This is a genomic window from Paraeggerthella sp. LCP19S3_G8 (assembly GCF_052119225.1).
Classification (GTDB): Bacteria; Actinomycetota; Coriobacteriia; order Coriobacteriales; family Eggerthellaceae; genus Paraeggerthella; species Paraeggerthella hominis.
The window spans coordinates 233,119-258,207 of sequence record NZ_JBQKFQ010000003.1 but is presented as its reverse complement, the minus strand read 5'-3'; the positions used below and the strand labels follow the sequence as shown (position 1 = coordinate 258,207).

Here is a 25,089-nt window from a genome sequence, read left to right as displayed (position 1 = left end):
GGTGACTATATATTCTTCAACAACTCCATAACAAAGTCTGCATTCGACGACAGCGTTTCTTCATCGATGTTTTCCAAAACGTCGTCGCTTTGGGCGAAGTAAGCAGGCTTGGACCCCGCCATGCCCACCAGGTGCATTGCCTGATGGCCGTGCTTGATAGCGAACGAAGCAGCGCTGTCCTGCCACAGAATACGCCCGCCCGACACGCTGACTCCGGTTGCTTGAGAAGCTTTCTTTACGTAACGCTTCATACGAGAAGAAGTTTTTACCGTCTTGAACTGGCCTTCCTGTTCAATCATGCTCAAATCGCCTGCACCCAGAGCTTCGAGATCGATGATGATCGCACCGCGCAAATCCTGCTGGTGCTCTGCCAAGAAAGCCTTCATACCGCTGTTTTGAGTAAGCTCGGATCCCAGCGAGACGAACCATACTTCCGTATTGATATCAGGGTTGCGGAACTGGTATATCTGCTGAAGTTCGTCCGAAATCTCGATTTCAGACGCAGCAGCTTGTGCCGATTCTTCCGCAAGGCTCTCAGAATCGAAATCCGCGTTCTCTACGCGACGGGCCGAGAACGCGCCGCCGTTCCAAGGGCGAGAGGCGTTGCCTTTATAGCCGTCGAATTCGTCATCCTCGACATCAAGCTCCTCGTCGTAGAACCCATCGGCTTCAAAGCTATCACCTTGGCCAACAAAAGCGTTCTCGTCGAACGTATCGAACGACTCATCAAGATAATCGCCCTCGTACGCATCCATACGCGTAGTTGCAGAAGGATCAACGCCGCCCGCGGACTCATCTTCCTCGCGGAAGCTCTCCCATCCGCCACGCTCGGCTCCCACGGTGCGTGCATCGAACGTGTCGTCTACGTTTAACCACTCCTGAGCGCTCGGCGCCTCTTCCTTATCTTTGCGACGAAAACGATCGAACAAGCGACGGACGCGCGATTTCGGCATTTCCACGTACCCAGGCCCGGCAAAAGCGCCCGTTTCGGTAAAGTTAGCATCGTATGCCGAGTCATCAGCATCGTCGACATAGATGTCGTCGGGATCCACGTTGTCGAGCAGTTCATCGCCAACAGGAGCGAAGGCGCCGGTAGCTCCAGCAGGCGCGAACGACCCCGCGGCATTTACGTTAGAGCTTTTCGCCTCGGGCGCATTTGTGCGTGCAATAGCCCCCGACAAAGACGGAAGCATAGAGCGAAGGGAAGCGCCTTTTTCGGATAGGGAACCTTCGGCAGACGTCGATCCCGATCCGTCGTTTTCGTCGGAAGATCCCAAACTGATGGAAGGAAGCATGGTAAGCAGACTCTTCGCAGCAGTTTTACCAGCGCTTTCAACGTCCGCTAAAGGAGCACGCTGTTTCGGCAGCTCGGTGATAGGAGCCGGCTTCGCCGCAGAAACGCCGATATCGGGCAGCACGATGGGCTTACGCGCCGCCTCGTCGAGCGGGGTATCCTGAGCAAGCCCGAACACCGCTTCATCCTCTTCAGAAACGCCGTCGGTCACGTTTACGCGGTTATCCGTACGGTGCTCGTCTTGACGCGTTGCCAAAGCCTCTTCCTGAACCTTGCGAGGATCCAAAAACGACGGCATGGAGAGTTCCGGCATGGAAGGTAGATCACCCGGTCGAAGGCCGCTTACATCGATAGGAGCCATCGCGGTGGTGGACAGCGGATCGTTTTCCGCATCCTGCGGAGCGGAAGGCGCAGATCCGTCGAAGGGGTCCGACGAATGCACGTTCTCAACGCCATGTTCGGCAGCAGAAGCAGCGCCGTCGACCGCTTCTCCGTCCTTGGAAGCATTGCCAGGAGCTTCGGCATGGTCGGGGGAAACGTTCCACTGAGGGGCCTTTATCTCGCGAATGCCATCGCGGTTCGCGTCCATCTGCTGCTCGAAGCGGCGCTCAACAGCCATGTTCGCCTCGGCAAAATGACCAGCGCTTTCGCTTACGGCCGCATCGAGCGCGCTCGCATAACGAGAACGCTGCACGGGCTTTTCAACGGTGCGGGGCTTCTTTGCCTTTTCCTGTGCTTTCCTGAACCAGTCGGGAACTCCACCCGTCGATGCGGTGGAGTACGAGGTAGGCTCGACCGACGAAACCACGTTCAGGGCAGCATCGCCGGCTGCAACGATTCCCTCAACATCCTGGGCAGCGGCTTCAGCCTTAGCGAGCGCTTCCTGCATGGTATCGGGGGGAATAGTGGAAAACGCTTCCAAAACCTCTCCGCGCACCTCGTGATAATCTTCATCGGAAGGACGAGGCAGGGGAGGCTCTTTGATCTGGACGAGATTCTGCGCTATGTCAGCGGCAGCAGCACCCGCCACAGGTTTTCCGGTCAAAGCCGCAACGGCCGCTTTTGCAGCCGCCAAACGAGCTTCGGGCGTCTGGGGAGCCATCGCGGGCGGCTTCAAGTTCTCGGCCTCGTATACCAGCTCGACTCCCTCGGGAACCAATCCAGCAGCCCGGGCCGCATCTTCGCCATGAATGGCAGCTTCTCCACGTTCGGCCAGTTCAGCTTCGCTTACGCGGCCGCGACCCACGCGGCGCGCCACTTCAAGCAGTACGGCCGTACCCGCAGCGTTGCTGTTCGCGCCCTCGTTGTAAGCGGCGAATTTATGAAGAGCGCCGGTCACCAAAGGAATGCAGGCAAGAACCAGCAGGATGACGACAATCACGTTAAGAACCGTGGAAACCATTCCACCGTCGTTCAAGAACACCACGTTGCGCAGCAGCAAAACAACGGGCAGCAAGGCCATAGCCCCAAACGTCGTCCATTGAATGGCAGGAAGCGCCTGCGCAAGCGGACCGTTCAGCTCGGCACGCACCTTGCCGCTATCATAACGAGCCACCAGGACGACTTTACGCCGACGAGATCCGCCCGCTTCAGCAGAATAGCCCGGATCGTACTTCGCCACCACGTTTTGACTGACGCCTCGCGCCAAAACCTTAGACAGAACCGGTCGATCGAACGCCTCCGCTGCAAACAAAAGCGCTGCTATCAATGTAACAACCACCGAGGCTATTCCCAGAACAGGCACGAACAAAGCCGCGACCGTGATGACCAGCGAGCAACCACAGCAAATCATGCGGGGAATATCGGCATCCGGAGAGCCGTTAAAATCCTCGATCACTGCGGAAAGGCCAGCTTCTTTCTGCATTTGCTCGGTTATGTACAGCGCCGCCTGCTGCTCCTCTTCGGTTCCCGCTGGACGCGGGCCGATTTCCTGGGACAGATACGCAACGTGATCTACTATTTCCGGCATTAGCTTTGCCTTTCGTTCCCTGGTGTTTCTACAAGGCACATATAACGCAAGTATACGCTATTTGCTTTCCGCGCCCAAATAATCGCGAATAAAAGCATCGGCCGTCCCCGCTTGTAAACGAGCTGTTGAGTACGACTCCTCCATGCTGGACACGACCTGTTCGTATGCTTCGTACACAAGCGTTTCGGGTTTTTCGGGAATAGCCTTCGCAAGAGCGACCGCCTCTGCATCGGCAACGTTGTACGCCTCGTTCTGAGCAGACGCCTCTTCTTTGTTCTTAGCTAAAAACGCGTCATCCGAAGCTATCGCATAGCCAAGGGACTCTATTCTTTTTTCCACATAAGAGAGCAATGCGCTCATATCGGCTTCACCGTAGGCACGTTGCACCTCGGAAAGAGCGCTATAGGCGTCATTGAACGCAGCAAGAGCCTCGTTGGTCTTATCTTTCGAAGCCTGAACATTCTCAGCTGTCGTATTTTTTACCAGTTTAGCCGCGTCGCGTGCGAGGCTATCTGCCTTCAGAACCTCGTTCCAAGCATTTTGAAGATTGATAGCGGCAGTTTCAGCCCTGGAAGACTCTTCAAGCAGCTCTGTACCCGATTCAATAAGCGACCGACGAGCGGCAATAGCGGCCACAGTCTGATTAGCCGCTTCCTTATCGCGCGATTCGTTCAGATTAAGCGATGAAGCGCGGGCTTTTTCGTCAGCCTGATTCAATTGAAGGGACGCGGCTTCAAGCTGCGAGTACACGTCTTTGCGCCGTTGCGCCATCCCCTCGTCAAAAGGATGCGAGACCACATCATCGAGCTCCACGATCACTTCGTCAGCCTGATTCACCAAATCAAGCGCCTCGTCCAATTGCGCGACATTGCTCTGATGGCTCTTAAGATCGTTGTACAGATACATCCCGCCAAGCGACAGCAATACCACCATCGTAAGCGATATGACAACAGCAGCCACCACTTTGCTCAATTTGCGGCGGGCTTTGCGCAGGGCTATTTCCTCTTCAGGAGACCAAACGGGTTTAGAAGGGCTCGATGCTTTCCTCGGTGCAGAGGAGGCCGACGAAGACGACCTCGAACGTCTTGTCTTGTCCGAGGATGCAGCCTGAGCGCCCCCCATCGCTGGAGCTGCAAAATCGAACGCATCGAAGCGCGAAGAAACCTCTTTGTCGTCCACCGACACGAAGTCACCAGTCGAAAGAGGGAGTCCTTTTTCCTTAGTGGGGGTCCCTGAGGGTTTTTTTCTGCGCGCGGGCAGCGTAAACAAGGACACATGACCGAACGGGCCGCGCTTTTCCTTCTCTGCGCGGCCACCGTCAAGAGCCTCTCGAGCGGCATCGAGCACGCTGAACGAAATCTCGTTCGACGTGCCCTTCGTATGCCTCTTAATATGTGCAGCTCGCGTTAGCTTGTCGTCTCTCCTGGCCATACAACCCCGTCGCAGCTTAGATCACGCACGACCGCGCCGCACATCGTCCGCTATCTCGCGCGCGGACATGATTTTGATAGTTCGGCTTGGTAGAGAATTCAAAAAAGCCTTGCCATAGCTCTTGGTAAGCAATCGCTTATCAGCAAGAATAAGCACGCCTTCGTCCTCGGCCTTGCGAATAAGCCTTCCTGCCGCCTGCTTCGTTTCAAGGACAGCAGCGGGAAGCACGTAACGACGCCATGCTTGATCGTCGCGCGCCGCGCGCTCGCACGATAAGGGGTCAGTAGGCTTGGAAAACGGCAGCTTGGGGATAATCACGCCCTTCAACGTAGCCCCGGGAGCATCGAACCCTTCCCAAAAGCTCTTGAGAGCGAACAGCGATAGATGTTCGTCGGCAAGGAAATCATCGCGAAGTCCCTTTACCGACACGCCCCATTTCTGGCAGACAACACGGAGATCGTCTTCTTTAAGCTGCGGACTAACTTCGTCGAAGCACTTCTCCATTTCGCGACGATTCGTGAACAGCGTCAGCATAGACCCCTGCTGCGCACGATGAACGTCCACCAGAAGGCGCTGCAACGAAGAAAGGTAGGCTGCGTCGCTCGGTTCGGGCATATCGTCAACAACGTACACTGTCATATGGCCGTCGTAGTCGTAGCTCGAATCAAGCTTGCAAGTCCTGGATTGCGAGAATTCGGTTTCGTTCAGCCCGAGCGAGTTCTCAAACGCGGTGAATTTTCCATCAACCGACAGCGTAGCCGAAGCAAACACCACTGAGTGGGTTTTCGCGAACAAGGTCTCGTTCATAATCGCGCCCATGTTGACCATCAGCGCTTCAAGCTTTTCGGCAACGCGGTCTTTCTTGCGATTGATTGTTGCGGAGTATGCGCAGGATTCGGGCGCTTTGGTCAATATGATGTCAACGGAATCGATCTGTTCTTTCAGCTCGATAGCCATCGATGCGATCTCGCGCTGAATTTCAGCCGCCCCGTCAACCTCTTCCAGATACGCAACCAGATTTTGGCATGCCGCCACCAGCTTTTCCGCAGCGTCCGACATAGTCCGCCCCAGCAATGCAACTTGACCGAACGTAGCGCTGTTGCGAATATAGTTATTGATCCAGAGCTCTACGGTTTCGTACCCTCGTCCTCGTTTGTTCTGATCGAAGAACAGCAGGTCTTTCATGTGGGAAGCGAATTCCTGCGCAGCTTCGGCATACGTTTTCCCGGCAGCTCGAGCTTTACTGGTCAACGCATAGAACAGGGAGCCTCCTTCTTCGCTTCCGGAAACCACCACGCGGCGCTCGGCTCGAACGAACACGTTACGGGAAGCTTCGTCAGCGCCGGCGCGATGAGCAAGACGCGTAATATCCTCAGCAGCCAGAGAAACCGAAAAAGCTCGGCGCGCTTCCGATTCAGCCCCGTGAGCCTCGTCCACCACCCAGTATCGAATAGAGGGAAGCAACCCGCCATCGGCCACTAAATCGCAAAAGAGAAGACTGTGGTTGGTCACAACGATATCGGCCGCCTCGGCGCGCCGGCGAGACCCGTGCACAAAACAAGACGTTCCGAAGTAAGGGCATTTACGGCGAAGGCAATCATGGCTCGTCGTGGTTACCGCTCGACGGGGCAGTACTCGATAATCGATTTTCAACCCGTCCATGTCGTCGTACGAGGTTTGCTCCACATAAGAAAGAAGAGCCGCGAGCGCCGGAGCCTGAGTTTGCTCCTTACCATTCACAAGCCTCATCTGAGGGCCATCAGACACAATGCGATCTATGCGCCGCAGGCACGGGTAATGAGAGAACCCCTTCAGCGGAGCATACGTCAACAGCGGCATCTCGGGATTCACCGTATGAAGCGCTTCGGCGAGCGCAGGAAGCTCATGGTACACCAGCTGATCAAGCAGTGCGTTGGTTTTCGTCGCAACGCCTACCGCAATGTTGTTCGCCTGCGCCGTAAGCGCAGCCGGCACCAGATAAGCCATCGACTTTCCAACACCCGTACCCGCTTCGACAATAAGATTTTCCGAACTGGCAAACGCATCGCGCACGGCTTCGGCCATAATGCGCTGCTCTTTGCGCGGCTCGAAATCGCCGTACAAAGCTCCAACAAGTCCCTGTTCGGAAAACGCTTGGTCGATAGCTTCCTGCGAAGGAAACACAAGCTCTCGTTGGGGGTTGGAGGCTATATCGTCTGCATCCACCTTGGGAGCATGCTCTTTTTTACCCAGTCGATCCCTTCTCAAAGCACGAAGGGAGAAGTGATGCTTTGCATCAAGCGGTGATGTTTCACGTGAAACATCACCGGGTTCAACGGCAGCATTCGACGATGTTTCACGTGAAACATCGTTCCAAAGGCTGGAAAAGACCTTGCTGTACGCTGAGCTCGATTGAAGATCGGCAATACGATCGAACACAACCTGCGTAGACCACTGGTCAGGGGTTGCCATTTGAGCAATTTCCCTCACAAGCGCAGGAGGCATAGCCGCCACGCCAGCAAGAAGGATGCGATACATCGCGCAGGTGGCCGCCACGTCCGCATCGGCGCGATGAGTGGAAAGCGGTGCGCCGAAAGCTCGCACAAGATCTAAAAGCCGATGAGACTTCAAGCGCGGTAAAGCTATGCGAGCAAGATCAAGAGAGTCGATCCAAGTGTTCTCCAGAAGCGGATACCCGCTGGGATGACGCGTCGTGAACGTGCGATCGAAATCAACGTTATGAGCAACCACGCTCGCATCGCCGACGAACGACACCAGTGCAGCAAGCGCCTCTTCAGGGGAAGGGGCTTCAGCAACATCGCTATCGTGGATATCGGTCAGACGAGCCACTTCTTCCGGAATAGGCTTTCCCGGATTCACGAACGTGATGAACCAATCCACTATCTCGCCCTGCTCGAAGCGAGCAGCGGCAATTTGGGTCAGTTCATCGTGATTGTACGAGAACCCCGTCGTTTCCGTATCAAGCACAACCACGTTACGGTCAAGTTCGCCGAAATCAAGGGATTCCGCCCACGAAGGGAGCAATGCGTAACGGTCGCACACGGACTGGGGTGTTCCATCGCTTATGAAACTTTGCAGGGTATCCTGCTTGAGCATACTTTGATTATCCATAGCTATCAGCCTATCATCTATCATAGGATCGCACAAACCTAAAACACGGTGATTACACGCCCGACACACCCTGAGCTATACCATGGTAGAGGAGAAAAGATGCAGGCGGAACGCTATTTCGGAACATACGCTCGATTCGAGACAAAATCCAAGAAGGATGCAGCGGCACTGCTTGGCGCCGACAACCTGGTTGGCGATGTGTTCGAACTAGAGTTCATCGTTCAGGACAAGAAGAACGTTGCCTGGCTGAAGAACCGTTTCGGCGGGCTTATCGGATATCTTGACGAAGAGACTTCTCGCACGCTCAGCATCCTCGTTGCTCGCGGGTGGAACCTCAAGGCGATTCTGTCTTTCATAGCGTTCACCGACGCGCCCGATCCAGGCCATTACTGGGGACAAGTCGCGCTCGTTTGCTACGAGAAAGAGCTTGAGCAGCCTATGGGTTCCTTCATACAGGGAATCTCGGCGCGCTTGGCGGACGGGGTTCGCCCCGATGTCTCATTCGGCGATCAAACAGTGCAGCAGATTGTCGAAAGCGAAGGATCATGGCAACCGAAAGACACCGTGCCGCTTCCTGAGAAAAAGCCTGGAACCGTCATTATGAAAAGCCGCCGCAAAATGAGCGAGAAGCTGATCGAGCAAGGGCGCAAGGGAAACAAGGGGTGCTATGCGGTAAGCTGGATATTCCTTCTTGCAATCGTCGCCTTAGCGTTGTTCGGATTGAAATCCTGCGGAATGCTGTAAACGCTTGCAGAAAAAATAGGGCGAGGTTCGTGACCTCGCCCTATTTTTTACCCCACCGTTGAAAGTTTAGGCGCGAAGCGCGTACTGTACCAACTTCGTGCACAAGTCAGGGAAGGAAATCCCCGCCGCCCTGCCAGCATCCGGCAAAAGCGAGGTGCCGGTCATACCGGGAATCGTATTGGTTTCCAGAATCCAGCACGACCCGTCTTCTTCCAAAATGAAATCGGAGCGCGAAACACCATCGCATCCAAGGGCCTTGTGTGCTTCGATAGCTAGCTTCTGCACCATGTTCGTCGTCTCGTCAGAAAGCGGAGCAGGGCAGATATGCTGCGACCCTCCGGGAGCGTACTTCGATTCAAAATCATAAAAGTCGCTTTTCGGAACGATTTCGATAATCGGAAGAGCCTGTAGATCATCCCCTCCGATAACCGCAACAGTCAGCTCGGTGCCTTTGACGTACCGTTCGATAAGAACCTCGTCGTCTATCTCGAGCGCCTTTTCCACCGCATCCAGAATAGCTTGCTCTCCCTCGACGATGAACACGCCGAGCGCGCTGCCTTCCGTACCAGGCTTCACCACGCAGTGATCCCCAAGAAAAGCGATAACCTGACGAGCGTCAACGGAGTCGCCTGCGCGAACCGTCACGGAAGGAGGCGTAGGAATATCGTGCTGCTGATAGTACAACTTCGCTTTCGCCTTATCCATGGCCAAGGCGCTTGACCACACCCCTGAGCCAATATAAGGAAGCCCAATAACTTCCAAGAAGCCCTGCACCGTGCCGTCTTCGCCAAGTTTTCCGTGCAAGCATAGGAATGCAACATCAAAAGGTTCGTCGATCAGACGCTTCAAATCCTCTTTCTCAGCAGGATCAAGGACGGTCACGTTAAATCCTGCTTCTTTCAGAGCTTGGGAAGCCCCTTCTCCAGAAGCCAACGATATCTCTCGCTCCCCGCTTTTTCCCCCGGCAAGCAACGCCACGCGACACTCGCGCGGATCGAAGCATTCAGACATGCGTCCTTCTTTCACCCTATGGATACGAACGTCAGCAGTATAGCAAAACGAGCAACACCGAGCGAAAACCATGGTGCGAGAGGAGCAATGTTTCACGTGAAACATGTATAATGACCGGCATGAATACTTCAATTAAAGCTTATACACTCGACGGTCTTACTCAGATTGTGAAAGACCTGGGACAGCCGGCATTCCGCGCAAAGCAACTCTACGAATGGCTCTATACACACAACGTGCAGTCGTTTGACGAAATGTCGAATCTCCCTGCAGCGTTCAGATCATCTCTTGCCGAAAAGTTCTCGATAGATGCTCCTTCGGTAGTTGACCGTCAAATATCGAGCGACGGCACCAGAAAATACCTTATATCGTACGAAGACGGCGTGTTCGTCGAAACGGTTGCCATACCCTCAAGAAGCGGAGATCGTTTGACAGTATGCTTCTCGACACAAGCTGGGTGCGGCATGGCATGTGCCTTTTGCGCAACGGGAAGGGAAGGGTTCACCAGGAACCTCCTTCCGGGTGAAATGGTGGACCAAATACTCTTGATCCAGAAGGACACGGGAACGCGGGTCACGAACGCTGTGGGCATGGGACAGGGCGAACCGTTCCTTAACTACGACAATACGCTTGCCGCGCTGCGCATACTCAACGACCCGAAGGCAGTCGGAATTGGCGCGCGCCACATTAGCATTTCAACCTGCGGCATACTTCCCGGTATAGAGAAGTTCGCCACGGAGCCCGAGCAGTTCACGCTTGCGGTATCGCTTCACTCCGCCGCACAAGGCACCCGCGATTTGCTTATGCCGAAAGTCGATCGCTTCAAGCTTAAAAACCTCAAGCAGGCGCTACAGTCGTACGTCGAGAAAACCAACCGTCGCGTGACGTTGGAATACATCATGATAGAAGGCGTGAACGATTCGAATGCAGAGCTTTCCAAACTGAAAGAGTTCTGCTCCGGTCTTCACTGCCATGTCAACCTGATTCCCATCAACGCCGTTCCCGATTCCGTTTTTCAACCGAGCGATCAGGAAACCATTGAAACCTGGCTCCGTGAAATTCAGAAGCACGGTACCGAAGCCACCTTGCGTGATTCTCGCGGCTCCGATATCGACGGAGCGTGCGGACAGTTAAAAAATACGTATCGCAAAAACCAGGGATAGATAACCTATTTAAAGTACTATGACGTCAGAAGAACTCTTCTAAGCCCTTCTGACGTCATATATTGGTGTTTCTTGAGTACAGACTCGTCTAAATCATTATGAGGGCTTAGAAAGCAGCTCCTCGAACAATCTTTCAAGATCCTCTTCGTCTTTGAATTCGATTTCTATCTTATTCTTCCCTTTGACCGACTTAACCCTTACATTCGTATGCAGAACATCTTTCAAAGCACGAGCGACGGTTTTGTAAGTTTTAGGCAGCGGAGCCTTCGGCTGAACGGATTCGTTCTTCTTACCCGACATCAAACGCGCGATTGCTTCAGCTTCCCGCACCGTCAACTTATCCGCAATAATCTTATCGGTGAGCTTTTGACGGCCTTCCTTGGTTGGAATGGATAGAATCGCACGAGCATGGCCTGCCGTAATCTTCTCCTCGAACAAAAGCTGCTGCGCTTCTTCAGGAAGTTCAAGCAACCTCAACGCGTTCGCAACGGTCGAGCGACCCTTCGACATAGCTTGCGCAACTTCAGACTGAGTAAAGTTGCAGCGCTCCATCAAGCGACGATACCCGTACGCTTCCTCTATAGGGTTCAAATCGGAGCGCTGGATGTTCTCAACAAGCGCAAGCTCTAAAGAACGATCGTCGTCAGCTTCCTTGATGCGAATGGGAACCTTCTTCAATCCAGCAAGCTTGCACGCTTGCCAACGGCGCTCTCCGGCTATGATTTGATACGTTTGCTGGCCGAGCGGCCTTACCAGGATAGGCTGCAACAACCCGTCTTTTTCGATGGAAGCAGCAAGCTCCTCCAATTCCTCGCGCTTGAAATTCGTACGAGGCTGATCGGGGTTCGGGCTAATGGACTCGATAGCAACTTCGTCCGTATTACGTTGCACCACGCTTTTGATGGTTACTTGGCTTCCTTCTTCGACGATAGATTCGCCTTCAGCAGGAAAAGAGGTGATTCTGACGCTTGCATCGTCAAGAGGACGCGCCGGTTCGCTCGGTGCCGAACGAGGAGGACGGGGGGCTTCCTCTTGCTCATTTTCCACCAACACCCGCTTCGGAGCGGACTCGATAGGAGCCGCTTCTTCGAAAGCACCTCCCAGCAGCGAGTTCAGACCTCGTCCCAAACCACTTTTCGCCGACTTAGCCACGCTGAATCACTTCCTTTGCAAGCTCCACATACGACTGAGCACCTTTTCCCGACGGGTCGTACTGCGTAATAGGCTGCCCGAAGCTTGGTGCCTCGGACAACTTAACGGTACGAGGGATCAATGTCGTAAAGACAGTTTTTCCAAAATAACCGCGCACCTCGCTTACCACCTGCCGCGAGAGCGTGGTACGTCCATCGTACATAGTCAAAAGCACGCCGAAGATGTCCAAAGTAGGATTAAGGCGAGTTTTGACACGTTTCATTGAATCAAGAAGTTTTGTCACACCTTCCAGTGCATAGAACTCACACTGGATAGGAATAAGCAGCTTGTCCGCAGCTACTAATGCGTTCACGGTAAGAAGCCCAAGGGAAGGCGGACAATCTATGAAAACGTAGTCGTACTTGCCGCGCAGACTTCCAACGGAGTCTTTCAAACGGTTCTCTCGTGCCATCTCGGAGACAAGCTCGACTTCAGCGCCAGCAAGGTTGATGGTAGCTGGAATAACGTCAAGACCGTCGCATACATCGGGAATGATCACGTTCTCGATAGGCACATCATTGAGCAGGACATCGTAAATACAGTTGGACACCTGGCTCTTCTCGATGCCCAAGCCGCTTGAGGAATTCCCTTGAGGGTCCAAATCAACGAGCAAAACCTGCTTGCCAAGCTCTCCTAGAGCGGCTGAAAGGTTGATCGCCGTCGTAGATTTACCGACGCCGCCTTTTTGGTTGATAATGGCCATAACCTTGGTTTGACCAACCACATGCTTCACCGGAGCCTTATCCTTGAACGATTTGATAGGCTTCGGCGGAGCAGGTTCCTCCACTTTAGCGGGAACCTCTCGCTCAACCACTTCTATATGATCGATCGACAAATCATCCTCAACAAGTATGGTTTCGTCACGCTTGACAGTCTCGGCTGGCTTTTTGTCTCGTTTAAGACTATCGAATAGTCCCACAGGGACCCCCTTTCTTAACCGCAACGACAGTATACCTTGTTTGCATCTTATATAAAGCGCTCCCCTTGAAACGGAGCATTCCCACAACCGCTCTACTCTGCCAGTGTTTCACGTGAAACACCCTTAGAGAGGACGTTTTTGGGCAAAACTTGTTTTACGGGGAAGCTTAATCTTTGGCTTCGCCGTTTTCTCGAAGCACATGATCCTACGACACCGATCTTCCAATTCAAGCGTTCGATCAGACACGAGAGTCATACCTAGCGTTTCCTGCAACGATAGCGCGTGGTCTAGCTCATCATCTTCCATACGGGCTTTATAACAGATTAAGCGGCCGCCTTTTTGCAGAAGAGGCGACGCGAATTCCATAAGCACGGAAACTCGAGACAATGCACGAGCGGTGACTACAGCGAATTCACCCGGATGCTCTCGTGCGAGGTCCTCTATTCGCCCCGTGTAGGTTTCTACTGAGCTAAGGCCAAGTTGAGCAATAATACCGTCAAGTATAGCGGTTTTCTTGCCTACTGAATCGGCGAGGAGCGTCTTTCTCCCGCTTTCTATTGCCAACGGTATTCCCGGATATCCCGCACCCGATCCTATATCCACATACCAACCCTCGGGAGCATCGTTCAACTCCGGCAGACCTATGAGAGAATCCTGCACATGCAGGAGCATACCTTCGTCCCATGTTGAAATACGAGTGATATTCGTTGTTTTATTCGCCTCTATAACAAGCTCGAGGTGTCGCTTCAGTAGATCTTCGTGCATGCATGCTCCTTCATAAGATGTCCTCTGTAGTATAAAGGAATGTTTCACGTGAAACTTTCAAACATGAAAAAGCCCGCATCCGAAGATGCGGGCTTTCGATCAAAACAAGGAACGTGCCGTTATCGAGGAAGAATCACTACGTGACGCGCGCTTCCCTCGCCTTCAGAAGCAGTCTCAACGCGCTTGTCGTCACGAAGCGTAATGTGAACGATTCGGCGTTCGTAAGGAGTCATCGGACGAAGCTTGACGCTGCGGTGCTGACTTGCAGCGCGATTCGCTGAAGAACGAGCGATTGACTCAAGCTTCTCTCGCTGACGCCCCTTATAGCCTTCGACGTCTACGATAACCGGATAACGGAAGCCGATCGTCCGCACCGTGATCGCCGACACCAAGAACTGCAGAGCATCAAGCGTCTTACCGTGGCGACCGATAAGCACGGCCAGATCGTCACCGGTAATATCAAGAATCAGTTCGCCTTCGTCACCCTCGTACTCATCGATAGTGACTTCTCCAACGTCGAAATACTTGAGGATATCCTGCAGGGCACCGATCGCAGTATCAGCAATACGATCAAGCTCCTCATCGGTCAACTCGGTGGAATCAATCTCAGAGGGATCGATGCACTCCTCAACGTTTTCAACCAACTCTTCAGCCATAACAGACTCCTTTTATCGAAACAGAAAAGCTGGGGTGTTTCACGTGAAACACCGCCGAGCTACCTTTTCTTGACGGTGTCCTTCTTGGTCGGGCGCGGCTTCTTCACCTTACGGGTAACGTCAACCTCGATAGGCTTAACCTCGATAGTTTCGGCAGCTTCAGCGTCGCGCCTCTTCATGATGCGCATGGAGATCTGCTGCTGAGCAATGCCGATGAGCGACGAAGCGCCCCAAAACAAGAGCACGCCGGCAGGAGAGCCCCAGCTGATCCACAGCATGAAAACGCTCATGACGGCCGCCATGATCATGGTCTGCTTGCGCTGCGGGTTGTCCTTGTTGCCCATCTGCATGAGAATCATGGGCAAGAACGTGGCGGCAGCGAACACGACCATAAGGATCAGATAGGGAACAAACGTTCCAAATCCCATGGAAAACGCCTCGGAAGGACGCATAACCAAGCTGGGAACCAGGTTGTAGAACTCATACGTGGTGCCTTGCGTACGGGAACCCATCTCGCTCAACACCTGGAACAGCGCGATGAAGATAGGCATCTGAAGCAGCATCGGCAGGCAGCCGGCCAGCGGGTTGAACTTCGCCTCGGCGTACAGCTTCTGCATCTCCTCCTGCTGACGCTGAGGATCATCAGCGTACTTGCGCTGGATTTCCTGCATCAGAGGCTGAACCTTCTGCATCTGATAAGAAGACTTCGTCTGCTTGTGCATCAAGGGAGAGATGAGCACACGGAAGATCACCGTAACGACGATGATGGCGAGTCCCCAGTCGCCGCAAAAATCGTAGAAGAAATGGATGATGTTGAACACCCAGTCCTTGATTACGTCCCACATTGTATGTTGTTCCTTCCTCTATACCAAAGAAGGCCGCTTCTACAATCCTACGGTACTGGATCGTAGCCGTGCGGACCTCCCGGACGGCAGCGCAGCACACGTTTGAACGTGAGCTTCAAGCCTTTCCAAAACCCGTAGCGTTGAAACGCTATGAGTCCGTACTCGGAACATGTCGGCGTAAAACGACAGCAAGAAGGAAACAGGGGCGATATAGCGGCCCTATAGAAGGTGATCAGCATCACCGCAATGGTACACGGCAAGCGCTTTACAAAAGCCTTCATATCGATCGACCTTATCGGATCCCCGCGCGTTCCAACGTCTCGTCGCATGCTGCTAGCACTTTACTATAAGAACCCCTGCAAATACCCGACTTCGCGAGAAATATCACATCGAAGCCCTTCCAAGGCCCTCCGAGCTCATGACAGACTGCGCGCATACGCCGCTTTGCGCTATTGCGCCAGACGGCGTTCCCTAGCTTTTTACCCGCAACAAAAGCAACACGACCATTGAGGCCGTGCTGCTTCGTGGGTAACACTATGAGCGTAAGGTACGGCGTATGCAAACGCTTGCCGCAAGAGAACAGATCGGAGATGTCCTCGCGGGACTTTATCGTCTCCAATCTCGCTCTCTTTACACGCAGAGACGCTTGCGGCCCTTTGCGCGGCGAGCAGCCAGCACCTTGCGGCCGCCCTTCGTCGACATACGAGCACGGAAACCGTGGCACTTAGCCCGCTTACGAGTGTTAGGTTGATACGTGCGCTTCATATTGATTCCCTTTCATGGTTTTAGAGCAACCTCGAAAGTATAGCGCAGGTTACGGCGTAGTCAAGCGAAACTCACAAGAACAAACCAACTCCGTTTCAAGTCTTCGCGCTGGGTCGCACTGCCTACCCGCTGCACGCTCACCACTCGTCGACTCGGTCGAAAAGACCCCTGAATACGCGTTTCAACATACTGCCAACAAGAACGCCCGTTTCCCTCGTCGATGTCAAACGCCATGCTCATGCTGAAAACAGCGTTGAATCGCTTCCGAAAGCGTGAAAAGAGCCCCGCTAAACAGACTTATCCCCAAAAGCGAGAAACCAAATTGTGGAAAATGTTGAAAACTCTTATTTCATTCGAGCATCATTGTGGAAATCTCCAATTTCGCTGTTTTGTCAAGATATGAATTTGCTTATTTTTACAAGCCCCTCATCAGGCATTAGTTGTTTTCAACTGAATAATTAGGCTTCTGAACTGGTGTTTTATAAAGCTCTAGCTTTTGAAGAGGGCGTTCTTTGACGTAGATGATACAAATCCACTGTTTCAGGAAAACCGTTCAGCTATGGCCGATGGTGCGTTAAACAGACGCCCTTCGATCGCGCCCGACCACGGTTCTATCAACATTTCCCAAGAGTTTTTCACTATGGGTTTCTTCTCGGTTCTTTCTTTTCTTCAAAGTTTTCCACAATTTTTGAATAAAAAGTGGAAAACGCTGAAAAGGCCGCGTAGATAGTCGATTTTCTTTTCTGGAAAACGGGAATATCCGCAATGAAACGCATTGAATATCCCAGGTGGATAGATTCTAAAGTTGAAAACGTATACAATGCCGTTGAAAGTCATTGAAAAATGCTGAATATCGGATCTGAAAAACGGAACAGAATTGAACAACCAGACTGAAAAAGCAGATCACCAAGGTAAAACGCCCGATGAAAACTCGGCGTTGTACGACTATGCACATGTCGACTCGATCGCGCGCATAGCTTTGTACGACGATCTCAAGAGCGCGCCGCGCGTCACCGAGATCAACCCCGCACCGACGGCGGATTACATTGAAAACCTCGCATCGAGCATTTACGAACAAGCGAAGCTCAGCGGAGGAACTATCCCGTACACGGTGATCCGGGAGGTGTCGGAAAACTTCATCCACGCCCAATTCGCCGAGGTGACCGTGTCCATCCTGGACGGTGGAAACACGATTCGCTTCGCCGACCAGGGGCCGGGGATATTCCAGAAAGACAAGGCGCAGCTTCCGGGGTTCTCCTCGGCGGTCGAGTCTATGAAGCAGTACATCCGCGGCGTAGGGTCGGGGCTTCCCATCGTGAAGGAATACCTGGACTTCTCCCACGGAACCATAACCATAGAGGACAACCTGGGAACCGGATCCGTGGTCACCATCAGCCTGCAGCCGAGCGAGTCGGCAGTGCAGGAGCTGTTTGACGCCGTGGCGGAAGGGCCCGCAAGGCAGCCCCAGGCTCAGGGCGCGCAAGCCGTGCAGCCTTATCAGGAAAACCTCTACCAACAGCAGGCGTACCAACCCCAAGCACAGGGCTACACGGTGCCGGCACAGCCTATTCAACCTATGCAGCCCATCCAGCACATGGCCCCGATGAGCGCTATGCCGGGAACCGTTTACCCTGTTCAGCAAGCACAACCGTACGGTACGACAGGATATCCGATGCAAGCGCCCGCCTACGGGTACCCCACGGCGGCGATGCCGTCCATGCCTCAAGCGGGTTATCCGCAGCATTCCGTCACGCCGCTGGTGCCGCCCCTGTCCCAACGCGAGCGAGATTTCCTTCCTATATTCCTGAACGAAGGGGCGCTCGGCGTAACCGACCTGGTGCGCATCACCGGCGTTCCCCAATCGAGCACGTACGTAACGCTGACGAAGCTCGAGCAAGCCGGACTGATAGAGAAAACCGCGGGGCAGAAGCGCATTCTGACGGATCTGGGATACCAGGTAGCCATTTCCCTGTAACCCTTTGCCTGACCCTATCGTTTTATATACAATCGAACACGAAGCGAACGGCCATTGGGAGCACGCCATCGTCGCTCCCCGGGCGGGGGCGAACCCACCAAGGAAGCAGCGTATGAACAGCCAAAAACTCGAAGAAACCTGGCAAGAAGTATGCGACCAGGTCAAAAGCTACAATAACATAGACCCGTCGCAGATCAGCGCCTTCTTCTCCCGCCTGCATCCCCAGGCGATGAGCGAGGGTTTTCTCATGCTGACGGCCGATAACGACTTCATCAAAACGTGGATCGAACGCCATTACGCCGGGTTCATCAAGCAAGCGCTCGAGGACCTGTTCCATGTTTCGTTCACCGTCATCATAGAAGTGGACATCACCGCCGCTGACGAGATGCCGACGCCTGCGGCGAGCAGCGCGCCGCGCCAGGAACGACCCGCTGCACCGATGCCGACGCCTGCGGCCGCAGTGGAGCCCGCACCGACGTTGCGCCCGGAAGAACCGCTCGGGGAAGACATCGCCCCTAAAATAGAGGAAAGCGCCAGCGAAGACGGCGAGAACGCGGAGACCGGACAAGACGGTCCGACGTCCACGCTCACGTTCGAGAACTTCGTCATAGGCGATTCCAACCGCATGGCGTACTCCATGGCAGTCGCCGTTGCGGAAATGCCGGGTAAAGCGCACTTAAATCCCTTGTTCATCTATGGAAAATCAGGGTTAGGGAAAACGCACCTCATGCGCGCGATCCAAAATTACATCAGCGAGAACATCCCCCAGCTGTCCACCATTTACGTGGACTCGGCCGAGTTCTTATCGGAATACACCGAAGCGAGCGCAGCGCACGACAAGCAGAAATCCAGCTACAAGAACTTCAAAACGCGCTACGAAGAAGCCGACGTGCTGCTGATCGACGACGTTCAGTATCTGCAAGGAAAGAAGCAGACGCTCGACATCGTGTTCCAGATCTTCAACAAGCTGACCAGCCAGGGAAAGCAAGTCGTGCTCTCCGCAGACCGCGCTCCCAAGAACATCGACATCGACGAGCGTTACAAAAGCCGATTCAATTCGGGCGGGACGTTCGACATCCAGCCTCCCGAGATCGAGACGAAACTGGGCATCGTGAAAAGCTTCGTTCAGGAATACCGGGATGCGGAGGGGTCTCAAGATTTCAATATTCCCGAAGACATTCAGATGTACATAGCGGAAAGCTCGAGCTCGAACATCCGAGAATTGAAAAGCGCCGTCACGAAGGTTATCTACCAGATGACGTTTTTCAACCAACCGAACCTGAAGCTCGACGATGCGCGCGCGCTGCTTGAGAACCATTTCTCAGGAGGCCCGTCGAAACGCCTGACCATTGCCGATATCCAAAGGGAAGTCGAAACGTTTTACAAGGTGAGCCACGCCGATCTCGTAGGGAAAAAAAGAACGCGCAACATTACCTACGCACGACAGATCGCCACGTACCTATGCCGCGAAATGGTCGATATACCGTACAGCGACATCGGAAAGAAGTTCAACCGCGACCATTCGACCGTCATGTATTCGGTCTCGAACATCGAGGCGAAAATGAAGGAGAACCGGGAGCTTCGCGAAGAGCTTGAAACGCTCCGGCAAATTATCAGGGAAATATAGCCTTGTTCGTGCGCCCGCCGAATCCATTCGGCGGGCGCACGAACGTTCGGAGGAAAGATGACTGAAATATGACTGACAAGTTGAAGAAAACCCCCGAAACCCTCTGGAAAGATAATATAAGCAATAATTCATGTTGATGGAGGGTACTGGATCTAAACATCTAGAAAGGTATTATTTTCAGCTTCTGATCTGGTATTTTAATAGTTATCCACTTTTCCACCGCCCTTATTATTACAACTATTAAAACCTTATATATATTTAGGGAAGACCCTTTAAAACCCAAAACCCCAAGATCATGATTCTTTGCGAGCGTCACGAAGAACTTATACCCGTACGCTCGCTCAGTGCATGTTTCACGTGAAACATGCACGTTTCGGCCATGCGTGTAGGACATCCCTTTGATCGCATCTCTTCAATTCCAAACGTCCATTCTTTTTGAATGTTCACGCAACGCTGCCGTACTTCCTGCAAGCATACTTTTGATACATGAGCAGATCCGTGTTCCGAGTCCTTTTCTTCACGTGCGCTTGCCGTGCGCGGCAGAGCTTTTATCATGGTGGCAAACGTGAAAACGGATTGATTGTGCGATACTGAACCGGAACCATAGAGAGCAAGAGAAAGGGAGCGGCTTGAAATTCAGCATCAACCAAACGGAACTGCAGAATGCCCTGTCCGTCGTTTTGAAGGGTATCGCTACGCGCTCGACGCTGCCTATTCTGTCGGGCATTTACCTGGATGCGCGCGGCGACACGCTCACGCTTCAGGCAACCGATCTTGAGCTTTCCATCCAGTATGCCGTGCCGGCTTTGGTAGAGGAAGAAGGCAAAGCCGTGTTCCCCGGCAAGCTGTTCTCCGAAATCGTGAAGAACCTTCCCGACGCCGCCGTGCATGTTCATGCTGAAAACGATTCAGCAGTCATCACCTGCGACACGTCGTCGTTCTCGATCAAAACGCTTGATGCCGAGGATTTCCCCGGTTTCCCGCATGTTGACGTGCAGCAGGAAATTTCTATTCCGTTCTCGCAATTTGCCTCGATGGTCAAGCGTGTGGCTCGCGTGGTATCGAAGGATGAGAGCCGCGCGATCCTGACCGGCGTGCTCATCACGCTGGAAGGGACGCTGCTCAAGATGGTCGCCACCGATTCGTATCGTCTGGCTATCACGGAAGCCGACCTTCCCGATTCGGCGGCAGAGGATTTCCAAGCGGTTATCTCGGGTTCGTTCTTGCAGGAGATTGCGTCCATGCAGCGTACCGACGATCCGCTCAAGCTTGCGTTGGCCGAGAACCAGATCGTCGTGACCTACCACGACACCGTGTTCATCAACCGCCGCATCGAGGGAAACTTCCCCAACTACCGCCAACTGCTCCCTGATTCGTACGTCACGCGCGTGAGCATGGAAGTCGGTCATCTGGTGGCCGGCGTGAAGCGTACGTCTCTTCTGGGGCAGACGAGTTCTCCGGTCAAGTTCGATATCAACATAGCATCTCAAACCGCCCAGCTATCGGCCGTGGCTCAGGACGTGGGTACTGCCCAGGAAACCCTTCCGTGCGAAGGCGAGGGGGAAGACGTCGAGATCGCGTTCAATTACGCGTACGTTTTGGACGGCTTGTCGTCGGTCGCGACCGATAAGGTGTACCTGGAAGTCCAGTCCGCGCTCAAACCCGGCATCTTCAAGGCTGACGAAGGGGAGAACTACCTCTACTTGGTCATGCCGGTTCGCATTTCGTAAAGCGGGAGAAGCGTCCGCGGTGGATCTTCGCATATCTCATATCTCGTTTTGCGATTTTCGGAGCTATGAAGCGTTCGACTTGAGCGACATCGGCCCTTTGACGGTGCTCGTCGGGCCGAACGCTGCAGGCAAGACGAACATTATCGAAGGGGTGCAGCTTCTAACGGCTCAATCGTCGTTCAGGAATCCCACGGTGCCTCAGCTGGTGCGCGCCGGTTCTTCGTTCGGTCGGTTGCAGGCGGATGTCACCGACGGAAGCCGTCAATTGACTCTGGGCGTCCAGCTGTCCGAGGGGAAGAAGAAGCACCTGTTGAACGGGAAGCCCAAGCGCACGGCGGATTTGAAGGGCCTTGTTCCTTCGGTGACGTTCACGCCCGACGATTTGGAGTTGTCGAAGGGTTCCATGTCCGTCCGCCGCGCCGCTCTCGATTCGCTGGGCTCTCAGCTTTCCGCGAATCACTACTTGATTCGACGCGACTACGAAAAAGTGCTTCGCCATAAGAATCATCTTCTCAAGGAAGATTCGTCTTCGCTGCTCATCGAGAGCATGAACGAGATGATCGTCACCTGCGGCGCGCAGCTGGCGTGCTACCGCAGCGCGTTGTTCGAGAAGCTGACAAGCTCGATGAGTTCTTACTATTCCGAGATTACCGAAGGTCGGGAGTCCTTGACGGCGTGCTATGTGCCGTCGTGGGAAGATCACGATCCAAGCGTGTCGCGCTCGTACTCGTTCGGTCGCGACGAGGCGCGCGCCTCGCTGTCGTGCGCGCTGCAGAAGCGGCTTCCTGACGAACGTGCGCGCCGCCGCGCGCTCGTAGGGCCCCATGCGGACAAAATCGAGTTCTTCATAAATGGAAGCAACGCGGGCGTGTTCGGGAGCCAAGGGCAGCAGCGCTCGGTGGTTCTGGCATTCAAGCTTGCCGAGGCGTCGCTTATCCAGGATATTCTGGGGCAGAAGCCCGTGCTGTTGCTCGACGACGTGATGAGCGAGCTTGACTCCGCTCGACGTCGAGCACTCGTGTCGTTTGTGGCCGGGGATATCCAGACGTTCATAACCACGACGAATTTGTCGTATTTCGACGAGGATCTGCTTGCACGCGCCCGGGTGGTCCGCTTAGGGGATCGAGGCGATCGATCGTGAAAACGCTGGGAAGCGGCTTGAAAGAATTGATGGCTTCGTTCGGCGCAGGGGACGATTCCGGAGCCCGCGCTCGTCGCGCGGCAGCGGTGAAGGTCATGTGGCGAAAAGCCGTCGAAGCCGTTTACAAAGATGCGGCGCCTATGGTTCTCGACCATATCAACGCGGTGTACGTCATGCGGGCGGATGATGTGGACGACGCGCGCGCAGCGGCGAGGGTGACGGATGGCGGCACCGTGTTGGTAGTGTATTCGGATGACAGCATGATTCGATCCGACCTTGACGCGCGGCAGGAATTTCTCAAAATGAAGCTCAACGAGCAAGGCGAGCACGTGGAGGCGTTCTGCATCAAGCCATCGCGCTTCGATATGAAATCGAGGCATCCTTTTCGGCCCGATCCCGCCGACGAGCCCGGTGTCGGAGCTTCCGGCGCGCCCGTACGTCCTGCTGCGCGCCGCTCTTTGGCGCCCGAGGAGACCGCGGCGGTGGAGGAGCTTGTTGCCATGGTGGACAACGCCGCTGTTCGTCGTGCGCTCGAAAAAGCCATGATTGCTGATTTGCAACGCAAAACATCGAAAGACGTTAAAAACGACGTTCAGTTCTAAGATCGTGTCTTACAAGGCTTCTCAAAGCCTTCAAACGTGATGTATTTTATTCGTACCACGAATACCTGTGGTAAACTTTATAGGTTGGCGCCGACGCGCCTCACTCACGCATCGCACTACAAAAGGAGCATGTCAGTGGCAAAGAAACCTGACCATTACGACGGTTCTGACATTCAGGTCCTCGAGGGCCTGGAGGCGGTCCGCAAGCGTCCGGGCATGTATATCGGCTCGACAGGTCCTCGTGGCCTTCACCATTTGGTGTACGAGGTTGTCGACAATGCCGTGGACGAAGCTTTGGCCGGTTACTGCGATCAGATCGAAGTGACGATTCACGAAGACAACTCGATCACGGTCGACGATAACGGTCGCGGTATTCCGGTGGATAAGCACCCGAAGGAGAAAATCCCTACGGTCGAGGTGGTTCTCACCATCTTGCATGCCGGCGGCAAGTTCGGCGGCGAGGGCTATAAGGTGTCCGGCGGCCTGCACGGCGTAGGCGTGTCCGTTGTGAACGCGCTTTCCAGCCGCGTGGCCGTGTGCGTGCGCCGCGACGGAAAAGCGTACGAGATCGATTTCGATCACGGCAAGACGGCTACAAAGCTTCACGAAACGGGTCCGGCTAAGCACACCGGCACTACGGTGACGTTCTGGCCCGATCCCGAGATCTTCACCGAGACCACGGTGTACGATTACGACACCCTGGCAAGCCGCTTCCGCGAAATGGCCTTCCTCAACAAGGGCTTGAAGATCGTGCTGCACGACGAGCGCGTAACCGACGCCGACGGCAACCCCCGCACGGACGTGTTCCAGTTCGCCGGCGGCATCGTCGACTTCGTGAAGTTCTTGAACGAGGGCAAGGAAACGCTGAACAAGCCCATCTACTTCGAGGCTGAAAACGCCGACGGCACGGTGGAAGTGGCAATGCAGTGGTCCACTTCGTATTCCACGAACTCGGTCATGGCGTTCGCGAACAATATCAACACGCACGAGGGCGGCACGCACCTCGACGGCTTCAAGCAGGCCGTCACGCGCACGATCAACGAGTATGCGCGCAACAAGGGCATTCTCAAGGAGAAGGATTCCAACCTGTCCGGCGACGATACGCGCGAAGGCTGCGCCGCCGTCATCTCGGTGAAGTTGCACGATCCGCAGTTCGAGGGGCAGACGAAGACGAAGCTCGGCAACACCGAGATCCGCCCGCTCGTGCAGAACGCGGTCACGCAGGGCTTGGCCGAGTACCTGGAAGAGAATCCCACCCCCGCCAAGCGCATCATCGGCAAGGCCACCCAGGCCCTCAAGGCCCGCGAAGCCGCGCGCAAAGCGCGCGAGATGACACGTCGCAAGGGCGTGCTAGATTCGTTCGCGCTTCCCGGCAAGCTGGCCGACTGCTCGTCGAAGACCCCGGCCGAGTCCGAAATCTTCATTGTAGAGGGCGATTCCGCAGGCGGCTCTGCCAAGCAGGCCCGCGACCGCAAGACGCAGGCCATCCTGCCCTTGCGCGGCAAGATCCTCAACGTGGAGCGCGCGGGCCTGCACCGTTCGCTTTCGAGCGACACCATCAGCTCGCTGATCACGGCGATCGGCACGAACATCGGCGACGACTTCGACGCTGATCAGGCGCGCTACCACCGCATCATCATCATGACCGACGCCGACGTCGACGGCGCGCACATCCGCTGCCTGCTGCTGACGTTCTTCTACCGCTACATGCCGGAGCTGATCAACCGCGGCTACATCTACATCGCGCAGCCTCCTATCTTCGGCCTCAAGAAGAAGAACTCGCGCAACCCGAAAATCGAGCGCTACATCTACGACGAGTCCGCCCTGTCCGCAACGCTGGCCGAGTACGACGACCCGAACAAGTTCGACGTGCAGCGCTACAAAGGTCTGGGCGAAATGGATCCCGAGCAGCTGTGGGAGACCACCATGGAGCCGGCCACGCGCACGTTGCTGCAGGTGAACATCGACGACGCCGCCGAAGCCGAGCGCGTTGTGTCCGAGCTGATGGGCGATTTGGTTGAGCCTCGCAAGGAGTTCATCCAGAAGCACGCCCGTGACGTCCGATTCCTGGACATCTAAGGAGAAGGCAAGTGGCAGACAATACTGAAGAATTCGACCCCATCGACGGCTCCGGCGAACGTGACGACAAGCTG

The 25,089-nt window shown here is 54.6% G+C and carries 20 protein-coding genes; 8 read left to right on the top strand and 12 right to left on the bottom strand.

Features of this window, described 5'->3' with window-relative positions; genetic code table 11:
* Window positions 1–5 precede the first annotated feature (5 nt).
* Genes ACTQZK_RS04805 through ACTQZK_RS04795 form a run of 3 tightly spaced genes read right to left on the bottom strand, consistent with a single transcriptional unit; the run spans window position 6 to window position 7,790 of the window.
* Entirely contained in the window at window positions 6–3,263 is a 3,258-nt protein-coding gene (locus ACTQZK_RS04805; protein ID WP_441898667.1) for an aminopeptidase, read from the bottom strand.
* A gap of 57 nt (window positions 3,264–3,320) precedes the next feature.
* Entirely contained in the window at window positions 3,321–4,694 is a 1,374-nt protein-coding gene (locus tag ACTQZK_RS04800; protein ID WP_441898665.1) for a hypothetical protein, read from the bottom strand.
* A 21-nt stretch (window positions 4,695–4,715) separates the two neighbouring features.
* Window positions 4,716–7,790, bottom strand: a complete 3,075-nt coding sequence (locus ACTQZK_RS04795) for a helicase C-terminal domain-containing protein (RefSeq protein ID WP_441898768.1) — start codon at window positions 7,788–7,790, stop codon at window positions 4,716–4,718.
* A 114-nt stretch (window positions 7,791–7,904) separates the two neighbouring features.
* Between ACTQZK_RS04795 and ACTQZK_RS04790 the strand changes: the two genes are divergently transcribed.
* Window positions 7,905–8,549, top strand: a complete 645-nt coding sequence (locus tag ACTQZK_RS04790; protein ID WP_441898663.1) for a hypothetical protein — start codon at window positions 7,905–7,907, stop codon at window positions 8,547–8,549.
* 66 nt (window positions 8,550–8,615) lie between these two features.
* Here the strand turns inward: ACTQZK_RS04790 and ACTQZK_RS04785 are convergent, their stop codons facing one another.
* Entirely contained in the window at window positions 8,616–9,560 is a 945-nt protein-coding gene (locus tag ACTQZK_RS04785; protein ID WP_441898661.1) for a D-alanine--D-alanine ligase family protein, read from the bottom strand.
* Between the two features lie 119 nt (window positions 9,561–9,679).
* On the opposite strand from ACTQZK_RS04785, the gene rlmN reads away from it, so the two are divergent.
* A complete protein-coding gene (gene rlmN / locus ACTQZK_RS04780) occupies window positions 9,680–10,720 on the top strand; it encodes a 23S rRNA (adenine(2503)-C(2))-methyltransferase RlmN (RefSeq protein WP_441898764.1) in 1,041 nt (346 codons plus the stop codon).
* 96 nt (window positions 10,721–10,816) lie between these two features.
* Here the strand turns inward: rlmN and ACTQZK_RS04775 are convergent, their stop codons facing one another.
* The 8 genes from ACTQZK_RS04775 to rpmH all read right to left on the bottom strand — a co-directional run bounded on the left by ACTQZK_RS04775 (window position 10,817) and on the right by rpmH (window position 15,861).
* A complete protein-coding gene (locus ACTQZK_RS04775; RefSeq protein WP_441898660.1) occupies window positions 10,817–11,872 on the bottom strand; it encodes a ParB/RepB/Spo0J family partition protein in 1,056 nt (351 codons plus the stop codon).
* Window positions 11,865–12,830 carry a ParA family protein gene (locus ACTQZK_RS04770; RefSeq protein WP_321191394.1) on the bottom strand — a complete coding sequence of 322 codons (966 nt, stop codon included), beginning with the start codon at window positions 12,828–12,830 and terminating at the stop codon, window positions 11,865–11,867. Before ACTQZK_RS04770 ends, ACTQZK_RS04775 begins: the two co-directional genes overlap by 8 nt.
* A gap of 123 nt (window positions 12,831–12,953) precedes the next feature.
* Window positions 12,954–13,595: a 16S rRNA (guanine(527)-N(7))-methyltransferase RsmG gene (gene rsmG, locus ACTQZK_RS04765; protein WP_114566364.1), complete on the bottom strand. Its 642-nt coding sequence runs from the start codon at window positions 13,593–13,595 to the stop codon at window positions 12,954–12,956.
* Between the two features lie 119 nt (window positions 13,596–13,714).
* A complete protein-coding gene (locus tag ACTQZK_RS04760) occupies window positions 13,715–14,251 on the bottom strand; it encodes a Jag family protein (protein WP_114566363.1) in 537 nt (178 codons plus the stop codon).
* 59 nt (window positions 14,252–14,310) lie between these two features.
* The gene (locus tag ACTQZK_RS04755; protein WP_114566362.1) at window positions 14,311–15,096 is read right to left on the bottom strand and encodes a YidC/Oxa1 family membrane protein insertase; all 786 of its coding nucleotides are present in this window, start codon (window positions 15,094–15,096) and stop codon (window positions 14,311–14,313) included.
* Between the two features lie 47 nt (window positions 15,097–15,143).
* The gene (gene yidD, locus ACTQZK_RS04750) at window positions 15,144–15,377 is read right to left on the bottom strand and encodes a membrane protein insertion efficiency factor YidD (RefSeq protein WP_114566361.1); all 234 of its coding nucleotides are present in this window, start codon (window positions 15,375–15,377) and stop codon (window positions 15,144–15,146) included.
* A gap of 11 nt (window positions 15,378–15,388) precedes the next feature.
* Window positions 15,389–15,715, bottom strand: coding sequence for a ribonuclease P protein component (gene rnpA / locus ACTQZK_RS04745; protein ID WP_123191618.1), 327 nt, complete (start codon window positions 15,713–15,715; stop codon window positions 15,389–15,391).
* Window positions 15,716–15,726: 11 nt separating this feature from the next.
* The gene (gene rpmH / locus ACTQZK_RS04740) at window positions 15,727–15,861 is read right to left on the bottom strand and encodes a 50S ribosomal protein L34 (protein WP_013981168.1); all 135 of its coding nucleotides are present in this window, start codon (window positions 15,859–15,861) and stop codon (window positions 15,727–15,729) included.
* Window positions 15,862–16,738: 877 nt separating this feature from the next.
* Between rpmH and ACTQZK_RS04735 the strand changes: the two genes are divergently transcribed.
* The 6 genes from ACTQZK_RS04735 to gyrB all read left to right on the top strand — a co-directional run bounded on the left by ACTQZK_RS04735 (window position 16,739) and on the right by gyrB (window position 25,015).
* Window positions 16,739–17,836 (top strand): ATP-binding protein, encoded by a 1,098-nt coding sequence (locus ACTQZK_RS04735; protein ID WP_418830978.1) that lies wholly within the window; start codon window positions 16,739–16,741, stop codon window positions 17,834–17,836.
* A 112-nt stretch (window positions 17,837–17,948) separates the two neighbouring features.
* Window positions 17,949–19,463 carry a chromosomal replication initiator protein DnaA gene (gene dnaA / locus ACTQZK_RS04730; RefSeq protein ID WP_418830976.1) on the top strand — a complete coding sequence of 505 codons (1,515 nt, stop codon included), beginning with the start codon at window positions 17,949–17,951 and terminating at the stop codon, window positions 19,461–19,463.
* A 629-nt stretch (window positions 19,464–20,092) separates the two neighbouring features.
* The gene (gene dnaN / locus ACTQZK_RS04725; RefSeq protein WP_114566358.1) at window positions 20,093–21,193 is read left to right on the top strand and encodes a DNA polymerase III subunit beta; all 1,101 of its coding nucleotides are present in this window, start codon (window positions 20,093–20,095) and stop codon (window positions 21,191–21,193) included.
* 19 nt (window positions 21,194–21,212) lie between these two features.
* Window positions 21,213–22,334 (top strand): DNA replication/repair protein RecF, encoded by a 1,122-nt coding sequence (gene recF, locus ACTQZK_RS04720; protein WP_441898654.1) that lies wholly within the window; start codon window positions 21,213–21,215, stop codon window positions 22,332–22,334.
* The gene (locus ACTQZK_RS04715; protein ID WP_441898653.1) at window positions 22,331–22,936 is read left to right on the top strand and encodes a phosphoadenosine phosphosulfate sulfotransferase; all 606 of its coding nucleotides are present in this window, start codon (window positions 22,331–22,333) and stop codon (window positions 22,934–22,936) included. Before recF ends, ACTQZK_RS04715 begins: the two co-directional genes overlap by 4 nt.
* A gap of 129 nt (window positions 22,937–23,065) precedes the next feature.
* Window positions 23,066–25,015, top strand: coding sequence for a DNA topoisomerase (ATP-hydrolyzing) subunit B (gyrB, locus tag ACTQZK_RS04710; protein WP_181792524.1), 1,950 nt, complete (start codon window positions 23,066–23,068; stop codon window positions 25,013–25,015).
* The last annotated feature ends 74 nt before the right edge of the window (window positions 25,016–25,089 follow it).

What these genes read in the sequence shown, in the direction of transcription:
- ACTQZK_RS04785 (WP_441898661.1), bottom strand. Translation starts at nt 9,560, where the DNA reads ATGTCTGAATGCTTCGATCCGCGCGAGTGTCGCGTGGCGTTGCTTGCC.
- ACTQZK_RS04805 (WP_441898667.1), bottom strand. Translation starts at nt 3,263, where the DNA reads ATGCCGGAAATAGTAGATCACGTTGCGTATCTGTCCCAGGAAATCGGC.
- ACTQZK_RS04795 (WP_441898768.1), bottom strand. Translation starts at nt 7,790, where the DNA reads ATGCTCAAGCAGGATACCCTGCAAAGTTTCATAAGCGATGGAACACCC.
- gyrB (WP_181792524.1), top strand. Translation starts at nt 23,066, where the DNA reads ATGTCAGTGGCAAAGAAACCTGACCATTACGACGGTTCTGACATTCAG.
- rsmG (WP_114566364.1), bottom strand. Translation starts at nt 13,595, where the DNA reads ATGCACGAAGATCTACTGAAGCGACACCTCGAGCTTGTTATAGAGGCG.
- yidD (WP_114566361.1), bottom strand. Translation starts at nt 15,377, where the DNA reads ATGAAGGCTTTTGTAAAGCGCTTGCCGTGTACCATTGCGGTGATGCTG.
- ACTQZK_RS04760 (WP_114566363.1), bottom strand. Translation starts at nt 14,251, where the DNA reads ATGGCTGAAGAGTTGGTTGAAAACGTTGAGGAGTGCATCGATCCCTCT.
- ACTQZK_RS04755 (WP_114566362.1), bottom strand. Translation starts at nt 15,096, where the DNA reads ATGTGGGACGTAATCAAGGACTGGGTGTTCAACATCATCCATTTCTTC.
- dnaA (WP_418830976.1), top strand. Translation starts at nt 17,949, where the DNA reads ATGAACAGCCAAAAACTCGAAGAAACCTGGCAAGAAGTATGCGACCAG.
- ACTQZK_RS04800 (WP_441898665.1), bottom strand. Translation starts at nt 4,694, where the DNA reads ATGGCCAGGAGAGACGACAAGCTAACGCGAGCTGCACATATTAAGAGG.
- ACTQZK_RS04790 (WP_441898663.1), top strand. Translation starts at nt 7,905, where the DNA reads ATGCAGGCGGAACGCTATTTCGGAACATACGCTCGATTCGAGACAAAA.
- rlmN (WP_441898764.1), top strand. Translation starts at nt 9,680, where the DNA reads ATGAATACTTCAATTAAAGCTTATACACTCGACGGTCTTACTCAGATT.
- rpmH (WP_013981168.1), bottom strand. Translation starts at nt 15,861, where the DNA reads ATGAAGCGCACGTATCAACCTAACACTCGTAAGCGGGCTAAGTGCCAC.